Genomic DNA, 18975 nt, shown 5'->3' with positions numbered 1-18975 from the left:
CCTGCCTGCCCTCCTGTCCGACGCCTCTCCTTCAGTGAGGTCTCCCCCTGTGGAGGACGAGGCATGGATACCGCGCGTATACCTCCCCGCGGGGTTCGCCCTTCCTTTCTCCCGCGCATGGACAGGCATCCCGCCCCCGTGTAGCATGGACGCTCCATCCACGTCTTTTCAGGAGTTTCCCATGCAAGCTCTGGGTTGTCTCGGCAATATCCTCTGGTTCTTCCCCTTCGGTCTGGGCACCGGTCTGCTCTGGTGCATCGCGGGCGTGCTCTGTTTCATCAGCATCATCGGCATCCCCTGGGGCCGGGCCTGTTTCGTCATGGCCGGTTTCGCCTTCATGCCCTTCGGCCGCATGCCGGTCTCCCGCGATGTCCTCACCGGTGAAGGCGACATCGGCACCGGCCCGCTGGGCACCGTGGGCAACATCGTCTGGCTGCTGCTCTGCGGCATCTGGATCGCCTGCGGGCACCTGCTCTCGGCCCTGGCCTGCGCCGTGACCATCATCGGCATCCCCTTTGCCTGGCAGCACGTCAAGCTGGCGGCCCTGGCCCTGTGCCCCATCGGCAAGACCATCGTGGACGCCCGCGTGGCCGAGGCCGCCGAACAGGCCGCCGCCTGGCGTCAGGCCAGCGGACAATTCCGGCGCTGAGGGCAAAAGAAGAGGGGCGACGCTGCCCCGTACTGCCGCCCCTTGCTTCGTCCCCGGCCGGGGCGTACATCCAGAGACATGAACACCGCATCCCCCGTCCTGCCGGACATCAGCTGCCATGAGGCCTGGTTCGCCGCCTACGCGGCCCGCGAGCGCGAGAAGGAATGCCGTCGTGACGGCGGCGATCCCTCGCCCATGGATCTCAAACTGCACCACACCATGCAGGTGCTGGCCCATGCCCGCGCCATCGTCGCGGGCGGCGGGTTCCCCCCGCCGCTGGACCGCGCCTGCCTGCTGGCGGCCCTGTACCATGACGTTGCCCGCTTCGAACAGTACCTGCGCTGGCATACCTTCCGCGACCGGGAATCCTGCAATCACGGCCAGTGGGGCGTGCGCATCCTCAAACGCGAGCGGCGCCTGAAGGACGAAGATCCCGCCGTCCGCAAGCTGGTGCTCGCCGCCGTGGGCCTGCACAACCGCTTTGCCCTGCCCGCGGGCCTGCCGGAAGGGATGGCCCGCATTTGCCATGCGGTGCGCGATGCCGACAAGCTGGACATCCTGCGTGTCATGGACGAACACCTTTCCGGTCCGCGCCCGTACTGTCCCACCGTGGTCCTGAGCCTGCCCGATGACCCCGCCCTCCATAGCGACAAAGTCCTGGACGATGCCCTGGCCGGTCGGGTCGCTTCCTATGCCGATCTGAAAAGCGTCAACGACTTCCGCGTGCTGCTGGGGACGTGGTTCTACGACATGCACTTCCCGGCCAGCCGGGCCCGCTTCGTGGCCGAAGGCCATGCCCGCCGCCTGCTGGCGGATCTGCCCGCCACGCCAGCCTATGCCGCGGCCCGCGACCACCTGCTGCACTGTCTGGATGCCGCCCTAACGATCCCGGAGGCCCCTGATGGCTGCCTGTCCTAGTGCCCCCTGCATCTCTTCAGCGGCGACCGGCTGCGCGCCCCTGCTGCGCGACCTCCTGTCCGCTGCCGACGTGACCCGCCTGCATACCCTGCGCCCGGCCCCGCCAACGCCCGGCCTGTATGCCGCCCTGTGCCGCCGGGTGCCCTGGCCGGACGAGAGTCGTGCCCTGCCCTGCAATGTCCTGCCCGACCTTCCCGGAACGACGGCGCAGGCTCCCTTCGCGGCCCTGCCGGATCTGCCCGCGGGCTCGCTGGAAGGGATGCGCCTGGGCTATGCGCTGTTCTCCCTGCCCTGGCCCGATGCCGTGAGCCTGCTGCGGGCCTGCGCCCTGGCGGCACGGCAGCTCTGGCTGGCGGACTTCATCCTGGCCGAGCGCAATCTGGGCCTGCCTGCGGCCCTGCTGCGGCGCCTCCTGCCCGGCTTCCTGCCCTGGGGGCCCGCGACGCCCGCCCGTATCTGGCTGCGACGCGGCGGGCTGGAAGGCTGTTTGCGTGCTGCCGGGCTGGCAGCGGCACAGCGCCGCACCCTGCTGGCCGGAGCCGCCGCCCTGATACGGGTGGCCCCTGTCCGGCTGTAGGCGGACCACGTCTCACGCGCCCCTGATATTTGGGGGATGGAGCAGGTCGCCCCGCCGAAAGAGCTGCGTCCCTCTCCCCTGTTGCGGAAAGCCGGACGCCACCGCCGATACATGCGCTGGAGGGAGCCGGACACGGCCTCCGCCGCCATCAGCTGCCGGAACGGCCCCGTCGCTCTTCCTGTCCTGCCATACGGGATCATGGCCCGGCATCTCCGGACGGCGGGCCCGGTGCATGCCTATCGTCGGCCCACCAACAAAAAACAGGGAGCCGCAGCCCCCTGTCTGTAAGAAAGGCCGCCCGAAGGCGGCCTCTCAGATCCAAACCATGCAAGTCCGGAAATATGTCGTCCCTCTGCCACAGGCGGAGGGCATCGTATCATCTTTGCCGCAAAAGCCTGACGCCCTGCGTCAGACAGCAGCCGAACATCGTTTTTTGCTTTCCGCTCCCGATTCGTCTTTGCCCGGGAACGTGCCCTGGCGATGACCTTCCCCGCTCCAGAGCTTTTTTAGGCATCGAAGGGGTCGCAGAAGAAATGCTCCCGCAAGGCTTGGGTCCAGGGGCGCGGATGCATCCCCAGATACTCGGAAAGCTTGCCGCAGTCCAGTACCGTATAGGGAGGACGCGGCGCTTTTTGCGGCCATTGCGACGAAGGGATGGGCTCCACGCGGCATTCGTTGCCCGCCAGTCCCACGGCTTCGCAGGCCAGCTCGCACCAGGTGGCCTGCCCGCTGTTGACGGCATGCCACAGGCCAGTGGCCTGACGTTCGGCCAGCATGATGCTCCACAGGGCCAGATCCAGCGAATAGGTGGGCGAGCCCGTGCGGTCGTCCACGATGGTGATGCTGTCGCGCCGGTGGCAGGCATTGAGGATGTCGTCCACGAAGTTGCGCTTGCCGGGCCCGAACAGCCAGCCCGTGCGCACCACGCAGGCCCGCTCGGGCAGGGTCTGCAATACGGCCTGCTCCCCGGCCAGACGGGTCTTGCCGTAGACGTTGAGAGGGGCCGTGGCATCTTCTTCGCGCCAGGGGCTGCCGTGCTGGCCCGAGAAGACCAGCCCGGAACTGAAGTGCACCAGATGGCCCTGCCCGCGGGTCTTGAGCAGGCAGGCCAGCGTGTGCGGCAGGGTGCGGTTGTAAAGCAGGACTTCGTCGGGATGGTCCTCGGCATCATCCACCGTGTTCCAGCCAAGGGAGCTGAACACCACATCCGGCGCGCAACTGTCCAGGCGGGCCTGCAGGAAGTCTGCATCCAGGATGTCACCGTCCGAGCGTTCCAGCGATTCCACCGACCAGCCGCGCCCCAGCAGGACATGGCGCAGGGCCTGCCCCAGCAGTCCGGTGCGGCCCTCCAGAACCAATGCTTTCACGAACAATCCTCCAAAGTATAGCGCACTGTAGCCTCCCCTCTGCCCATGGTCAACCGTGAGGCCCGCCGTCTTGCCAGCGTGCGGCAAGTGACGTACACCAACAGGGATGAAAACAGCTATCCTGTTGGTCGCCTACGGTACGAGCAGCCCCCAGGGGCGTGGCTCGCTGCGCCAGTTCGACGCCTGGGTGCGCGAACGTTTTCCCGGCATTTGCGTGCGCTGGGCCCTTTCTTCGGAGCTGCTGCGCACCCGTCTGACACGTGCCCGGCAAAAAAACGATTCCGTGCTCAAGGCCCTGCGCCGCCTGTGCCTGGAAAATTTCACCCATGTGGCCGTGCAGCCCCTGCAGATCATCCCCGGCAGCGAACATACCGACGTGCGCGCCGATGCGGACGAGGCCGGACGCCTGGACGGCCTGCATGTGAGCATCGGGACGCCCCTGCTGGCCTGTGACGAAGACATCCGGGCCGCCGCACGGGCCGTGCTGGCCCATCTTCCGGAAGAACGCCGGGCCGACGAGGACGTGGTGCTCATGGGTCACGGCAGCCGCCAACAGGCCGTGACCGCGTATGCGGCCCTTGCCGGGGCCGTGCTGGCCCTGGACGCCCGCGTGCATGTGGGCACCATGAGCGGCGCCCTGGAGCTCGATGCCCTGCTGCCGCGCCTCACCTCCCGCCGTGTCTGGCTCATGCCCCTGCTCTCCGTGGTGGGGCGCCATACCCTGGAAGACATGGCCGGGGACGCGCCGGATTCCTGGCGTTCCCGCATCGAAACCGCCGGCCATGCCTGTGCGCCCGTGGTGCGGGGCACGGCCGAATACCGCGCTTTTGCCGATATCTGGCTGCGGCATCTGGAAGACGCCGTAGCTGCCTTGCCAACCGTCAAAAAGGATGAGGAAAAGTGAAGAAAGTCCTGCGCCTGCCGCTGGCCCTGCTGGTCTGCGGCCTGATCTCTGCCTGTGGTCTGATGGGGGGCAACGGCAGCGCCGACCTGACGCCTGCGGCACAGGCAGCCCCCGCTGCCAAAGCCAATGCCTTCAACCCCTGGATGAACAAGAGCCTGCCCAATACCCGTACCCTGTCCGCCGAAGGCATGGCCATGGTGCAGGCCATGGGCGCCGACCGCCAGAGCATCGAGGACGAGGCCGCCTACCGTCCCCACTGGCGCGAAGAGATCTACCCCGTGTTCTTCGGCAACAAGACGGCCCCGCACGAGCTCATCGTGCTGCTGGACTTTGCCTCGCCCGACAGCGCCCGTGTCTGGCAGGCCGTGCGTGATGCCTCGGCCAAGCTTTCGCCCGCTGACGCCAAGATCGCCGTTTTTGCCAAAAATTCGGAAAACTACGGTACCGACCTCATGGGCATGGGCATCTGGATCAGCTATGAGCGCAAAGGCCAGGCCATGGATTACATGAGCCACGCCCTCAGCGAGTGGAACCGCATCAAGGCCGCCCACAAGAAGCAGGGGCGCAGCGTGCCCTTCACCAACGAGTACGACGCCACGGTCAAGCCCACCGACCTGCCCATCCACTATGCCTACATGGGCAAACTGCGTCCGGCCGTGCCCTCCAGCCAGGAGCTGGACGTGGCCCGCTACTGCTACAATGCCGGCAACGTGAACATGTACCAGGCCGTGCAGATCTCCCGTTATTACGGCGTGAAGCGCATCCCGGCCGTCATCGCCGACGGCAAGGTGCTGACCTCGCCTTCGGCCACGGACATCGTGTCCGCCCTGCGCTAGGCATCTTCGTTCCGCATGTTGAAGGACGGGCCCCGGCTTGCGGGACCCGTCCTTTGTTTTGGCCTGCTGCCGGACGCGAACCGGGGCCCGCCTTCGCTTCTCCCGAAGCGTCCTCTCCACCCTACGGGCCGTGCCGTCCCGGCAACATCCTGTCCGCCGCCCTCCGGCAAAGGCACGGCGGGCGCGGCCCTCACCCAAAAGCCTGTCCTCTGCGGAAAAGCTGACGTCCCTGTTCTGGACGAAAACGGATTTCATTGCATATCGGACGGATCTTGGTTAGCACGGGAGCACGTCTTCGTTCACACGAAGGCATGGAGTTCCCGTATGCCCAAAAAAGTCTTTGCACCCGGCAACCGCTGGCTGGTTGCCTATCTGGCCTTCCTGAGCGCCTTCGCGCCCCTTTCCACCGACATGTACCTGCCCGCCCTGCCGCACATGACGCAGGCCCTGCAGACCACGGACGCCCTCTCCAGCCTGAGCATCTCGTGCTTTTTGCTGCTCTTCGGGGCCTCCATGCTTTTCTGGGGCCCGCTCAGCGACAAATACGGCCGCAAGCCCGTGCTCTATGCGGGCGCCCTGCTCTATGTGCTCTCCAGCCTGTTCCTGGCCCTGGCCCAGTCCATCTGGCCCCTGCTGTTCTGGCGCGCCGTGCAGGCCATCGGCAGCGGCGGCATCAGCGCCATGGCCCTGGCCATCGTCAAGGACGTGCTGCGCGGCCGGGCCATGGAAAAAGTCATCACCTGGATCCAGACCATCACCATCCTGGCGCCCATGCTGGCCCCGGTCATCGGCGGGGCCCTGCTGGCCGTCACCGACTGGCGCGGCATCTTCGCCTGCCTGCTGCTCTGCGGTCTGCTGGCCGGTGCCGGGACGCTGCTGCTGCGCGAGACCATGCATGATCCGGTGCAGGGCAATGCCTTCCGCACGCTGGGCCGTTTGCTGGTCGTCCTGCGCCACCGGGGCTTCCGCTGCCTGCTGCTGCTCTTTTCCGCCACCAGCATGCCGTTCATGGCCTATCTGGCCCTTTCCTCCTATATCTTCCAGGGCCTGTTCGGGCTCTCGCCCCAGGCCTACAGCCTGTTCTTCGCCTTCAACGCGGGCATGAGCATGCTGGGCCCGCTGGCGCATGAGCGCTTTTTCCGCACCGCGCCCCGGCGCCTCTTCTTTTCGGCCTATCTGGGCATCGTCGTGGTGGCCGGACTGGGCCTGCTGCTGGTGGGGGACCAGGGGCCCTTCATCTTCGCCCTGCTCTGCGCGCCCATCAGCTTTTGCGGCAGCGCCCTGCGCCCCCCGGCCACGGTGCTCATGCTCAACCAGATGCGTAACGATACCGGCAGCCTGACGGCCCTCATCAACAGCGGCGGCCTGCTGTTCGGCAGCCTGTCCATGCTGCTTTGCGCCCTGCCCGTCTGGCCCGGCCCCGTGGCGGCCCAGGCCCTCATGGCCATCCTGGTGGGGACGGCCTGCCTGCTGGGCTGGTTGTGGCTGGACAGCCGCAAGATCTATGAAGGCTGATCCCGCCTGTTGCCCGGGACATCCGGGGAACTGCGCTGAAAGATCCCTTCCGCCCGCATCACGGCAGTCCTTCGGGGCTGCCGTGGCACTTTTTGACCCATATCAGCCTCTGCCGTTGCCTCTGGTGACAACATCGTTGCCAGTCAGGAAACATGGCCTCCAGCCCCGGCCACCCCCAAGCGCATCCGGCTGAAGAAAAATGGACACTTCCGGCTTTCCCCTGTAGGCTGGCAGAGACTGGCATGAAGCTTGCTTTATCCAGGACAATATTTGTCCGTACATCCCGTAGCGCACCTATCGACCATCTTCCGGGAGGAATCCCATGCCCCATATCGATCGCGTCAACGTTGCCTCTCTGACCCGCCTGGCCGACGTGGCCGGCAACCACGACCGCCTTGTCGCTACTGCCGAAGGCGGCTTCCAGACGTCCGGCAGGGTCGGTGCCTTCTTCACCGCCAAGGCCACCCATCGCGCCACTGCCGAGGCCTTCCTCGGTGCCATCCGCAACAAGTACGGCGACGGCATCGCCGACGCCCTGGCCCCGCAGCTCAGCGCCATGCGCCAGCAGGGCAAGCCGCTCAAGGCCCGCGTGGCCCGCGACATCCTGGCCCAGGCCTCGGACATGTCGCAGGCCCTGGGCCCGGCCAACGCCGAGATGGCCCGCCGCTTCCTGCTGGGCAACAACGGCGCGGGCGATACCCGCAATCTGGACCATGCCCTGCAGGACTTCTATGCGAAGAACAATCTCCAGCCCACCCCGGCCCTGCGTCAGGCCTTCGAGCGGATCATCAACGATATGGCGGCCAACAGCCAGAAGCTGCTCTCCTATCAGGACATGGCCGATGCCGTGACCATGCAGACCCTCCAGTCCCGGCCCGCGGACTACATGCTCTGCGGCATCGATCCGCAGCTGACCCGCGACGCCGCCCTGGATGCCTGCGCCACCCATCTTGGTGTGGACGGCGAGCTCAAGGCCCAGCTGGGCCAGCTCATGGACCGCGTGCTGGTGGAAGAAAGCGCGGCGGGGCGTCAGGGCACGCCCGCGGACTTCTTCCGCGATCTTTCCACGGCCAGCCAGACCTCCCTGCAATGCTTTGCCTTTGCCTGCGGCAAGCCGGGCCTGAGGGACGCCACGCTCCGTGATGTCATGAACTTGGCCCCCCGTCAGTCTGTGGGCGAGATGGCCTCCCTGGCTTCCCAGCTGAACCTGGGCGGCGGTATCGCCCTCATCATGGTGGCCATGCAGCACATGGATGAGATGCGCGCCCAGCAGCCCCAGGGCCCCCTCAGCCGCGAGACCCTGTGGCAGGGCTGCTTCCAGGAGCCCATGCCGCAGGATCTGGCTGCCAAGAGCCAGCGCGATTTCAACAGCGCCATGTATGAAAAGCTCCTGGGCATGTTCCAGGCCCGCACGGAGGATCCCGCGGCCCCCTTCACCGGCATGCTCCTGCTCAGTGCCGGTGTGAGCCTGGAAAAGGCCCTGGAAGCCGTCGAAGGTGGCGCCCGCTTCGACCTCAATGACTTCGCCTTCCCGCCCAGGCTGACGCCTCTGGCGCTCCTGGACGACATGGCCCATGTGGAAAAGGAGATGGCCATAGACCTGAACCGCCGCGGCACACAAAACGCCCTTCCCGGTTACCGGCCCACCATCAGTTTCGGCGGTGTGGGCATCCCGGCGGAGGCAGAGGGCACCGTCCATATCCAGGACATCGCCTACATGACCGACGAGGACAAGAACGACTTCGAGCATGGCCGGCCGTCCACCATGTCGCACAATCTGGCCATCCGGGCCCGGCTGATCTGCGATGACAATGACGTGCAGGCACGGCAGGTCCTCCTCAGCATGGGCCAGTCCGGCGTCTTCCTGGTGCGCACCCTCAGCAACCGGACCGGCGTGCAGCTGGACGAGCACTCGCCCATGGACCTCGACATCCGCCGCGAGGCCAACGGCGATGTGACCATGCGTTACCACACGCCGCCCCAGTCGCCGCTGGATGCGGACTTCACCTACACTGTCACCCCGGACGGCCAAGGCGTGCTCACGGCCTGCCGCATGCAGGCCCGTCAGCCCCAGGACGCCTGATTCCCTAACAAGGAGCCCCTGCCATGAACCCCGCTTTTTCTTCCCTGCTGGCCGCCCTGGCCCGCGAACTGGACCTGCCCGGCATCGAGACCCGCGACGACGATCCCTCCTGCCTGCTGGGCATCGATGACTTCGAGGTCAGCCTGCGCTGCCTCTCTACGGACCAGGTCATGATCTTCACCGTGGTGGCCCCCCTGCCCGCGCGCAAGCGTGACGAGCTCTACGCCGCGCTGCTGGACGCCAACACCTTCTTCCACCAGACCCAGGGCTTCACCCTGGCCGCCCGCGAAGATACGGGCGTGACCCTGCAGGGCACGCTGCCTCTGGCCGCGCTCACCGACGCCAATGTGGGCACCTGGGTGGGCAATTTCGTCAACGTGGCCGCCCACTGGCAGGAACGCTGCCTGGCCTGCGACGCCGCTGCCGATGCCTCGGAAGCGCCCGCCGTGGATCCGGCCCTGATGGGCGGCATGCTGCGCATCTAGGCGCCTCCCGTCCCTGTCCCGGCCGCGGCTGCGCTGTCCTCTGCTGCCGCGACCTGCCTGTGGGGCGGACCTTTTTCCATACGCCACGGGGCGACGATCCGACGATCGCCGCCCCGTTTCCTTTGCCGTCTGCCCGCGCCCGGCCTTGCGGATGCTGCGGCAACATGCCGCCTGTCCTTGCGCGGGACAGGTCAGCGGCAGCCTTGAGGCCCACTCCCGAACCTGATATACTTCTGCTCCGCCGTGTGCGGGCCCTGCGTCCGCATCCGCTTCCCGGTGCCGGACACGGTCGTCCCGTACCGCCCCGGCCGCGCATGGCCCCCTCTTCCCTTCATCGGCCGCCACGGCCCGGAGTTCCCGCATGTCCGATTTCGTGCACTTGCACTGCCATACCGAATACAGCCTTCTCGACGGCGCCATCCGCGTCAAGGATCTCTGCTCCCGTGCCAAGGATTTCGGCATGCCCGCCTGCGCCATCACCGACCACGGCAACCTGTTCGGCGCGGCCAAATTCTTCCTGACCTGCAAGGACTTCGGCATCAAGCCCATCATCGGCTGCGAGGTCTACGTCTGCCACGACCACCTGGACAAGACCTCCGAGCTGGCCCGCAAGCGTAACCACCTGATCCTGCTCTCGGAAAACATCGAGGGCTACCACAACCTGGTCAAGCTGGTGAGCCGCAGCTATCTGGAGGGCTTCCACTACAAGCCGCGCGTGGACAAGGCCATGCTGCGCCAGTATTCCGAGGGCCTCATCTGCCTTTCGGCCTGCATCGCGGGCGAGATCCCGCGCGCCCTCAACGCCGGTGACATGGACGGCGCCATCGCCCTGGCCCGCGAATACGCCGACATCTACCCGGACCGCTTTTATTTGGAGCTGCAGTCCAACAGCCTGCCCGAGCAGGAGATCGCCAACAAGGGCCTGCTGGAGATCGCCGACCACCTCAAGCTGCCCATCGTGGCCACCAACGACTGCCACTACCTCAACGCCGACGACGCCGACGCCCACGAGGTGCTGCTCTGCATCCAGACCCAGACCACCATGGACGACCCGAAGCGCATGCGCTTCGGCACCCATGACCTCTACTACAAGTCCGGCGAGGAGATGGAGGCCGTGTTCGGCCACCTGCCCCAGTCCCTGAGCAACACGGCCGAGATCGCCGAGCGCTGCAACGTGGAACTGGACATGGGCCACCACTATTTCCCGGTCTACAAGCTGCCCGAAGGCGCCAGCCTGGATTCCGAGTTCCGCCGTCTGGCCGAGGAAGGCCTGGAACGCCGCCTGGAGAAGCACCCCAACCGCGCCAACATCAACCCGCAGGCCTACCGCGACCGCTTGCAGTACGAGCTCAAGGTCATCCTCGAGATGGGCTTCCCCGGCTACTTCCTCATCGTGCAGGAGTTCATCAACTGGGCCAAGGACCACGGCATCCCCGTGGGCCCGGGCCGCGGTTCGGCCGCCGGTTCGCTGGTGGCTTGGTCGCTGCGCATCACCAACCTGGACCCCCTGCCCTACAATCTGCTCTTCGAGCGCTTCCTCAACGCCGAACGCGTCTCCCTGCCCGATATCGACGTGGACTTCTGCGAACGCCGCCGCACCGAGGTCATCCAGCATATGGTGGATACCTACGGCAAGGACAGCGTGGCCCAGATCACCACCTTCGGTACCATGAAGGCCAAGGGCGTGGTGCGTGACGTGGGCCGCGCCCTGGGCATGAGCTTTGCCGAGACCGACCGCATCGCCAAGCTGGTGCCCGACGACCTCAAGATGACCATCAACAAGGCCCTGGAAGCCGAGCCCGACCTCCAGAACCTGTATGATACCGACCCGCAGGTCAAAAAGCTGCTGGATACGGCCCGCCGCCTGGAAGGCCTGTCGCGCCACGCCTCCACCCACGCCGCCGGTCTGGTGGTCTCGCCCCGGCCCATGGACGAATTCCTGCCCCTCTATACCGGCAAACGCGGCGAACTCGTGACCCAGTTCGACGGCCCCATGACCGAAAAATCCGGTCTGGTGAAGTTCGACTTCCTGGGCCTCAAGACCATGACCCTCATCCAGGATACCCTGGACAACATCACCCTGCAGGGCAAGACGCCGCCCGACTTGGACAACCTGCCCCTCACCGACGCCGCCACCTACGACCTTTACGCCCGCGGCGACACCGACGGCATCTTCCAGGTGGAAAGCTCGGGCATGCGCCAGTACCTGCGCATGCTCAAGCCCTCGTGCTTCGAGGACGTCATCGCCATGCTGGCCCTGTACCGTCCCGGCCCGCTGGGCTCCGGCATGGTGGACGAATTCATCAAGCGCAAGCACGGCCAGGTGCCCGTGGTCTATCCGCACGAGTCCCTCAGCGACTGCCTGCGCGATACCTACGGCGTCATCGTCTATCAGGAACAGGTCATGCAGATCGCCCAGATCATCGCCAGCTACACCCTGGGCGGCGCTGACCTGCTGCGCCGCGCCATGGGCAAGAAAAAGCCCGAAGCCATGGCCAAGGAACGCGTCAAGTTCGTGGAAGGCGCGCAGAAGAACGGCGTGGACAAGGCCAAGGCCGACGAGATCTTCGACTTGATGGAAAAATTCGCGGAATACGGCTTCAACAAGTCGCACTCCGCCGCCTATGCCCAGATCTCCTACTTCACGGCCTACCTCAAGGTGCACCATACCGTGGAGTTCATGGCCGCCCTGCTCACCTCGGAAATGAGCAACCAGGAAAAGCTGCTCAAGTACATCTCCTGCTGCAAGGACATGGGCATCGACGTGGTGCAGCCCTCGGTCAATGCCAGCCAGCGTTCCTTCTCGGCCCGCGAGGGCAAGGTTGTGTTCGGTCTGGGCGGCATCAAGAACGTGGGCGACAGCGCCATCACCGAGATCATGGACGCCCGCAAGGACGGCGAATACGTTTCCCTCTTCGACATGTGCTGCCGCGTGGACCTGCGCAAGGTCACCAAGCGCGTGCTCGAAGCCCTCATCAAGGGCGGCGCCTGCGACTGCTTCGGCGTTTCGCGCGCGGCCCTGCTGGCCGCTCTGGACACGGTGGTCACCCGCGCCCAGAAAAAGGCCAAGGAAAAGAACTCCAACCAGATATCCCTGCTGGCCATGGCCCCGCAGGTGGAAGCCAAGCCCCAGCCCGGCATCGGCTTCGACTGCCCCGAGTCCGGCATCCCCGAGATGGACGAGGACCAGCGCCTCAAGAACGAGAAAGAGGCCCTGGGCTTCTTCCTCACCAGCCATCCCCTCCAGCCCTTCAGCCGCGAGATGCGCCGCCTGCGCCTGACCACGCTGGAAGACGCCCGCGACCTCTACCCCAAGGCCGAACTGAGCACCGCCGTGCTGGTGGTCAGCCTCAAGGAAGTCATCACCAAGTCCAAGGGCGAGCGCATGGCCTTCGTGGGCGTGGAAGACCTTACCGGCCATGCCGAGGTCACCTTCTTCCCCCGCGCCTATGCCGAGGCCCGCGAGCTGCTCAAGAGCGAACAGCCCCTTTGCCTGCGCGCCACGGTGGACAGCCAGGTGGACGAGACCCGCGACAGCGACGAGGACGGCGAAGAGACCAGCCGCGAGGTCAAGCTGCTGGGCCAGAGCGTAACTCTGCTTTCCGAGGCCTGCGGCCAGAGCGATACGCCCATCTGCGTGCAGATACCGGCCCACCGCCTGGGCGAGGAAGACATCCTGGCCCTCAAGGCCATCCTGGAAGCCCACCCCGGCAATGTGGAGGCCGAAGCCATGGTCCTGCTGGACGGCGTGCGCTGCCACCTCACGCTGGGGCCGCAGTTCCGCGTCAGCCCCGGCCCCGAACTGGACAGGGCCCTGGCCGCCTGGGCCGGGTAAAAAACGTTTCCGGGGGAAGGACCCCCTTTAACTAGCGCCCAAAGGGGGTTCCTTCCCCCGGGCCCCCTATCCTCCCCCAAATGCGCTTTATCCGGACAGGGAGGACAGACGACAGGCCTTCCCGGGGCGGTGTCCCGCCGGGAAAGGATCACGAATGAACCCTGGCTGGCCAGAACAGCCAAAGGAAAGGATATGTCCAAGAAAATCTGGCGCCTTACGGTGCGCGATGAGATTTCCGCAGGCCATGCCCTGCGCCATTACGAAGGCAAGTGCGAGCGCCTGCACGGCCACAACTTTGCCGTGGAACTGACCGTGGAAGGCGACAAGCTCACCGAGAACGTGGAGCTGCTGCTGGACTTCAAGGTCCTCAAGCGCGCCCTCAAGGAAGAACTGGCCCTCCTCGACCATCAGATCATCAACGAGGTGCCGCCCTTCGACCGCATCAATCCATCGTCGGAGAACATCTCCCGCCACATCTTCCAGAACGTGGCTCGTCGCCTAGCCGCCGATGCGAGCGCCTGTCATGTGCGCGTCCACAGCGTCAGCGTCAGCGAAAAGGGCGCGCAGACCGCCACCTATCTGGAGCTGGAAGACTAACCCTTTCCGGCCCGCCTGCCGCTGCGGGCCTGTTGTTGCGGGGGAAAGGGCACCTTTTGAACAAGGGCGCCCTTTCTCCCAAAACATTTTTTCCGGTCGCTCCGCCGGTCCCCGCCGCTGCCGTGCTGGGAAGGACTTCACGCCCTGCCCTGGGATGGAGCAGGCGAAAGGCAAGAGGCTTCAAACGTACAGGCAGGGCAACAGCGCAGCAGACAAGGCTTCTCTGCCCCCCTTCCGCCGCGGTTCCGCCTGTGGACCCTGTGCGCCTGTCCGTACCCTGCTTTTTCTGCTGCTGAACGCAAAAAGCTCCCTTTTCAGGGAGCTTTTTTCATATGTTGCCGATTCCGGACGGAGCGGCAGGGACTTTCCCCGGTACTTCCGCTCAGGCCGTTTCTTTCCGGCGGGCCACGATGCCGCGCCGGGCCAGTTCGGCCACCACTTTTTCCGCAAAGACCGGCAGCATGGCCTCGGCCTCGGGCGAAAGGCCCACCTGCATGGTGCGCCAGTCAAAGGGCTGGAGACCAAAGGCCAGGCATTGCGGACGGCACCCGGCCAGCTCGCAGACCTGCAGGGTCTGGAGCAGATCCGTCTGGTGCATGGAGCCCTGAAAGCTCAGGCTGCGGCTCAGGTCTTCATTCTCCAGCAGATAGACCGTGCCCGGTTCCTTGCCGCCCAGCACCACGTCCAGCACCACCAGCAGGTCGCACTCCTCCAGTTCGGACATGAGCAAAAGCCCCTGTGTGGCCCCTTCCTGCAAACACACGTTCTCCGGCCAGTGGTAGGCCTTTTCCAGATAGTTCACGGCAGCCACGCCAAAGCCTTCGTCGCGCAGCAGGATATTGCCCACGCCCATGATCAGTACGCGGGGAGCGGCCACGGTCTCGCTCATGGAGCCTCCTCGGATGGCAGCCGTCCCGGCGGACGGCCCATGAAAAAGGGGAAGGGCCCCTTGCGTACGGCCCTTCCCCCAGCGGTCGATACGGATTACAGGACCTTGAACGCGTGCACCTGATTGGTCTCGCCGTCGATGACATGCACGGCGCAGGCGATGCAGGGGTCGAAGGAATGGATGGTGCGCAGGATCTCCACAGGTCGCTTGGGATCAGCCACGGGCGTGCCCACCAGAGCCTGTTCGGCAGCGCTCAGCACATGCTTGGCGTCCCGGGGCCCCAGGTTCCAGGTGGTGGGCACCACCAGCTGGAAGTTGCCGATCTTGCCGTCTTCGATGCGCAGCCAGTGCGACAGGCCGCCGCGCGGGGCATTGACGAAGCCCACGCCGCGTCCTTCCTTGGGCACGCTGCATTCCATGGCGATCTTCTTGTCGCCGCCGGCGATGTTGGCTTCGTATTCGGCCAGCCACTTTTCCACCTGCTGGGCGATGACCAGGGTCTCGACGCCGCGGGCGGCGGTACGGCCCAGGGTGGAGAACAGGGCTTCCGGTCCCACGCCCAGAGCGGCAAGGACCTTGTCCACCGCGGGCTTCACGGCTTCATGGCCCTGGGCATAGGACACCAGCATCTGGGCCAGCGGGCCGGTCTCCATGGCCAGGCCGTCATAACGCGGCGCCTTGAGCCAGGAGTAGCGGTCCGTATCGCCCATGCGGGTGAAGGCGGGCTTGGTCTCGCCATCATAGGGGGCGCGGGCCTCCTCGCCTTCATACCAGCTGTGGCGCACATGCTCGGCGATCTTGCCGGCATCGAAGGGATGCACGGTATCCAGCTTGCCGTCCAGCAGCACGCCGGGCTTGAGCCAGCGTTTGGTGATGTCGCGTTCGCCGCCCACTTCGGGGAATTCGCCAAAGGCCATGAAGTTGCGGCAACCGCAGCCCAGCGCGGCCCAGTCCTTGTAGGCACCGGCCACCAGCAGCAGGTCGGGGATGTAGACTTCTTCGATGAATTTGCGGGCCTGCAGGTACAGGTCGCGGAATTCCTTGATGCGCTCGGGCGTCAGGGATTCGTAACAGGTCACGCCGCCGGGGATCAGGAACTGGGGATGCGGGTTCTTGGCGCCGAACACGGCCATGGCCTTGGCGGCGCTGACCTGCACGCGCAGGGCTTCCAGATAGTGGGCCGTGGCCACGAGGTTGGCTTCGGGATCCAGATAATAGGCCGGATGCCCGCCCAGGAAATAGGCGTTGGTGAAGGGGCCCAGCTGGCCGCTGTCCACAAAGGCCTTCAGGCGGGCCTGCACGGCCTTGAAGTCATCGGCCGTAGCCTTGCGGGGCGAGATGGACGAGGCCAGCGCCGCGGCCTTGGCCGGATCGGCCTTGAGGGCGGCGGTCACGTCCACGAAGTCCAGGGCGTGCAGATGATAGAAGTGCACCATGTGGTCGTGCATGAACAGCAGGCCCAGCACCAGATTGCGGATATAGGTGGCATTGGCGGGCAGGGTCAGGCCCATGGCGTCTTCCAGGGCGCGGGTGGAGGCCAGGGCGTGGGTGTAGGTGCACACGCCGCAGGTACGCTGGGTGAAGTGCTGGGCATCGCGGGGGTCACGGCCCTTGAGGATCACTTCCAGACCGCGATACAGGGTGCCGCAGCTGCGGGCATCCTTGATGCGGCCGTTCTCCACTTCCACCTCGATGCGCAAATGGCCTTCGATACGGGTCAGCGGGTCAACGACGATGGGGCCGGAGAAATTGCTCTGGGGCGTTTTCATAACTTGGCTCATGCTGGCAGCTCCCTAGTTCTGGTAAAAAGGCGACAGGTCATCCCAGAAATTGGGCTCGCTGCAACCGATGCAGGGATGTCCGGCCCGCACGGGCCAGTTGGTCTCGTTGAACAGGGCCTTGGGGCAGTTGTTGTAGGTGCTGGGCCCCTTGCAGCCCAGGTCGTACAGGCACCAGCCCTTGCGCGCTTCCTCGGAATCGAAGGAAGGCGCGAACTCGCCCGCGTCGAAATGGACACGGCGTTCGCACAGGTCGTGCACGGACTGGCCGTAGAACATGAGCGGACGGCCCAGATCGTCGAGCTTGATCTCCTTGTTCTGCAAAAAGGCCACCAGCGTGCCCACCAGGTTCAGGGGGTTGGGCGGGCAGCCCGGGATATTGATGGCCTTCACGTCCATGCCCAGCTTGGCGAAGCAGTCATTGACGCCCACGGAGCCGGTGGGGTTGGGCTTGGCGGCCTGCACGCCGCCGTAAGCGGCACAGGTGCCCATGGTGACCACGGCCTTGGCCTTGGGCAGCACGCGCTTGCACAGATCCAGCATGGTGTGGCCGCCCACATAGCCGTACTTGCCGTCCATGGCCGTGGGGATGGCGCCTTCCACCACGCAGATGAAGCCTTCGGGATTGCTGATGGCCTGTTCCAGCGCGGCCTCGGCGGCCTCGCCCGCGGCGGCCATGATGGTTTCGTGATAATCCAGGGAGATGGTGTCCAGGATCAGGGTGTCGAGAAAGGGTTTGCAGGTGCGCAGCAGGGCCTCGGAACAGCCCGTGCATTCAGCGCAGTGCAGATAGACCACGGAGGCGCGGCGATTGGTCAGCGCCGCGGCCACTTCCGTGGCCATGCTGGGCCCAAGGCCCATGGTCACGGCCACGGCCGTGCAGAATTTCAAAAAATCACGACGGCTGACGCCCTGTTGCGCCAGACGCTCCTCCCCACCTTTTTTGCCCAGACCAACGGCAATACGCATACGTGCCTCCTGTCTGCAGGATGAGATAAACGAACATAAAGACCGCACAAGATGAAATGGAAGGCTCCAGCCACGGAGCCTTCCCCCGACTGCCGTCCACTGCATGAGGTGCATGCCACAGCAAAGGACGACCAAGGCCATGCATGGTCGAATGGGGAGTATGCGGCGAGGGGAAGGAATGGGAGGGATTATGCGTGGGCATGCCATCCATTGCCCGCGCCGCAGCCGGAAATGACGCGAACCCGCGTCCTCAGCCGGCTACTTCACAAACGGACAATGAACATGATGCCTCCTTGCGGCGGAGAATTCCGCCATTGGCCGCCATCCTACCCTGCCACCGGCATCAGGTCAACCGCCCCGGAAGTTTTCCGGCAGTGGACAGGGCCCCCGCGACCGCATGATCGCCCGCCGGCACTGGAAAAAATTTTTCTTTTCCCCCTCCTCCGGAGGCACCGCACCGGTCCTTCCCCAAACAGGCAAAGGAAAGGCCGCCCGGCCAAGCCAGCCTCGGGAGATGCCGCACGGAGCCTGCCAAAAGCCTCCTGTGCGATGCAGAACCCGGACGCTCCCCGTCCCCCGCCATGCGGTGTCCGCCCGGTACGCCCCCCTCTCGACCCGGCCTGCCGCATCTGGCATACTGGCACCACCGGCACGATGCCGGAACGAAAATATAGGAGGTTACAGATGAAAACCCTGGATTGTCGGGGCCTTGCCTGCCCCCAGCCTGTGATGCGCACCCGCGACGCCCTGGAACAGGGACGGCCGCAGGAGCTGATCGTCCTGGTGGACAACGCCGCCGCCAGCGAGAACGTGAGCCGCTTCCTGCGCCGCAGCGGCTTTGAAGTCAGCGTCAGCCAGCCCGAAAGCGCACTGTGGGAAGTGCACGGCCTGAGCAGCGCCACGCAGGTGGAAGCTCCGGAACAGGCCCCGGCCACCGCCCCGGCAGCGGACACGGAAAGCCGCAAGACCCTGGTCCTCATCACCACCGATACCCTGGGCCGCGGCGATGATGAACTGGGCGCCCGCCTGATGGAAAACTTCCTGGCCAGCCTGCCCGAACTGGGGGCGTCCCTGTGGCGCATCGTGCTGCTCAACGGCGGCGTCAAACTGGCGGCCACGGAAGGCAAGTGCCTGGATACCCTGAAGCAGCTGGAAAGCAACGGCGTCAGCATCCTTGTCTGCGGTACCTGCCTGAACTTCTTCAACCTGCTGGAAGCCAAGCAGGTGGGCGAGACCACCAACATGATGGACGTGGTGACCAGTCTTTCCCTGGCCGACAAGGTCATCCGGCCCTGACCGCAACGCCTGCGGGCCGTGCGGGAAACCACCTTTCCCTGCCCGCGCATGAGGCATAAAAAAAGAGGGACGCTCCGCAGCGTTCCTCTTTTTTTACGTCCTGCATCCTGCACCCATGCAGGCCATCTAAAAATTTCCCGGCCCCGCCGGCATCGTCCCTCTGCCGGGAGCCATCGCGTATCCCCTACCGCAGACAGCAGCCAACGAAGCGGCATCTCCCCTCTTCCCCTCTGAAGTCCCTGTACTCCGGCCAAGAGAGGATGGCCCTCCCCGTGAT

The 18975-nt window shown here is 65.5% G+C and carries 15 protein-coding genes; 11 read left to right on the top strand and 4 right to left on the bottom strand.

Annotation, left to right across the window (positions count from 1 at the left end):
* Positions 1-181: 181 nt before the first annotated feature.
* The 3 genes from DESPIG_RS10105 to DESPIG_RS12925 all read left to right on the top strand — a co-directional run bounded on the left by DESPIG_RS10105 (position 182) and on the right by DESPIG_RS12925 (position 2144).
* Positions 182-649: a YccF domain-containing protein gene (locus DESPIG_RS10105; protein ID WP_040369811.1), complete on the top strand. Its 468-nt coding sequence runs from the start codon at positions 182-184 to the stop codon at positions 647-649.
* Positions 650-727: 78 nt separating this feature from the next.
* Positions 728-1567 (top strand): HD domain-containing protein, encoded by an 840-nt coding sequence (locus DESPIG_RS10100; protein ID WP_006008245.1) that lies wholly within the window; start codon positions 728-730, stop codon positions 1565-1567.
* Positions 1551-2144: a hypothetical protein gene (locus DESPIG_RS12925; RefSeq protein WP_006008243.1), complete on the top strand. Its 594-nt coding sequence runs from the start codon at positions 1551-1553 to the stop codon at positions 2142-2144. Before DESPIG_RS10100 ends, DESPIG_RS12925 begins: the two co-directional genes overlap by 17 nt.
* 506 nt (positions 2145-2650) lie before the next feature.
* On the opposite strand, the gene DESPIG_RS10090 is transcribed toward DESPIG_RS12925, so the two are convergent.
* Entirely contained in the window at positions 2651-3511 is an 861-nt protein-coding gene (locus tag DESPIG_RS10090) for an SDR family oxidoreductase (RefSeq protein WP_147589018.1), read from the bottom strand.
* 106 nt (positions 3512-3617) lie between these two features.
* Between DESPIG_RS10090 and DESPIG_RS10085 the strand changes: the two genes are divergently transcribed.
* The 7 genes from DESPIG_RS10085 to queD all read left to right on the top strand — a co-directional run bounded on the left by DESPIG_RS10085 (position 3618) and on the right by queD (position 13766).
* On the top strand, positions 3618-4415 hold the full coding sequence (locus DESPIG_RS10085; protein ID WP_006008236.1) for a sirohydrochlorin cobaltochelatase: 798 nt from the start codon (positions 3618-3620) through the stop codon (positions 4413-4415).
* Positions 4412-5251 (top strand): hypothetical protein, encoded by an 840-nt coding sequence (locus DESPIG_RS10080; RefSeq protein ID WP_006008234.1) that lies wholly within the window; start codon positions 4412-4414, stop codon positions 5249-5251. The genes DESPIG_RS10085 and DESPIG_RS10080 overlap by 4 nt, the downstream gene beginning before the upstream one ends.
* A 324-nt stretch (positions 5252-5575) precedes the next feature.
* On the top strand, positions 5576-6766 hold the full coding sequence (locus DESPIG_RS10075) for an MFS transporter (protein WP_006008231.1): 1191 nt from the start codon (positions 5576-5578) through the stop codon (positions 6764-6766).
* Between the two features lie 322 nt (positions 6767-7088).
* Positions 7089-8849: a hypothetical protein gene (locus DESPIG_RS10070; RefSeq protein WP_006008226.1), complete on the top strand. Its 1761-nt coding sequence runs from the start codon at positions 7089-7091 to the stop codon at positions 8847-8849.
* Positions 8850-8872: 23 nt separating this feature from the next.
* Positions 8873-9334 (top strand): type III secretion system chaperone, encoded by a 462-nt coding sequence (locus tag DESPIG_RS10065; RefSeq protein ID WP_006008225.1) that lies wholly within the window; start codon positions 8873-8875, stop codon positions 9332-9334.
* Between the two features lie 361 nt (positions 9335-9695).
* Positions 9696-13169, top strand: a complete 3474-nt coding sequence (dnaE, locus tag DESPIG_RS10060) for a DNA polymerase III subunit alpha (protein ID WP_006008224.1) — start codon at positions 9696-9698, stop codon at positions 13167-13169.
* 192 nt (positions 13170-13361) lie between these two features.
* Complete coding sequence (gene queD, locus DESPIG_RS10055) at positions 13362-13766, top strand: 6-carboxytetrahydropterin synthase QueD (RefSeq protein ID WP_006008223.1); 405 nt, start codon at positions 13362-13364, stop codon at positions 13764-13766.
* Between the two features lie 382 nt (positions 13767-14148).
* On the opposite strand, the gene DESPIG_RS10050 is transcribed toward queD, so the two are convergent.
* The 3 genes from DESPIG_RS10050 to DESPIG_RS10040 form a co-directional block, all read right to left on the bottom strand.
* Entirely contained in the window at positions 14149-14655 is a 507-nt protein-coding gene (locus DESPIG_RS10050; protein WP_006008219.1) for a HyaD/HybD family hydrogenase maturation endopeptidase, read from the bottom strand.
* A gap of 95 nt (positions 14656-14750) precedes the next feature.
* Positions 14751-16436 carry a nickel-dependent hydrogenase large subunit gene (locus tag DESPIG_RS10045; RefSeq protein ID WP_006008218.1) on the bottom strand — a complete coding sequence of 562 codons (1686 nt, stop codon included), beginning with the start codon at positions 16434-16436 and terminating at the stop codon, positions 14751-14753.
* Between the two features lie 12 nt (positions 16437-16448).
* Complete coding sequence (locus tag DESPIG_RS10040) at positions 16449-17402, bottom strand: hydrogenase small subunit (RefSeq protein WP_006008216.1); 954 nt, start codon at positions 17400-17402, stop codon at positions 16449-16451.
* A gap of 684 nt (positions 17403-18086) precedes the next feature.
* Between DESPIG_RS10040 and yedF the strand changes: the two genes are divergently transcribed.
* Positions 18087-18698: a sulfurtransferase-like selenium metabolism protein YedF gene (gene yedF / locus DESPIG_RS10035; protein WP_040369809.1), complete on the top strand. Its 612-nt coding sequence runs from the start codon at positions 18087-18089 to the stop codon at positions 18696-18698.
* Positions 18699-18975: the final 277 nt, after the last annotated feature.

It is taken from the genome of Desulfovibrio piger ATCC 29098, assembly GCF_000156375.1.
Taxonomy (GTDB): Bacteria; Desulfobacterota; Desulfovibrionia; order Desulfovibrionales; family Desulfovibrionaceae; genus Desulfovibrio; species Desulfovibrio piger.
Note: the sequence above shows the minus strand (reverse complement) of the source record. Positions and strands in the feature narration are given on the sequence as shown.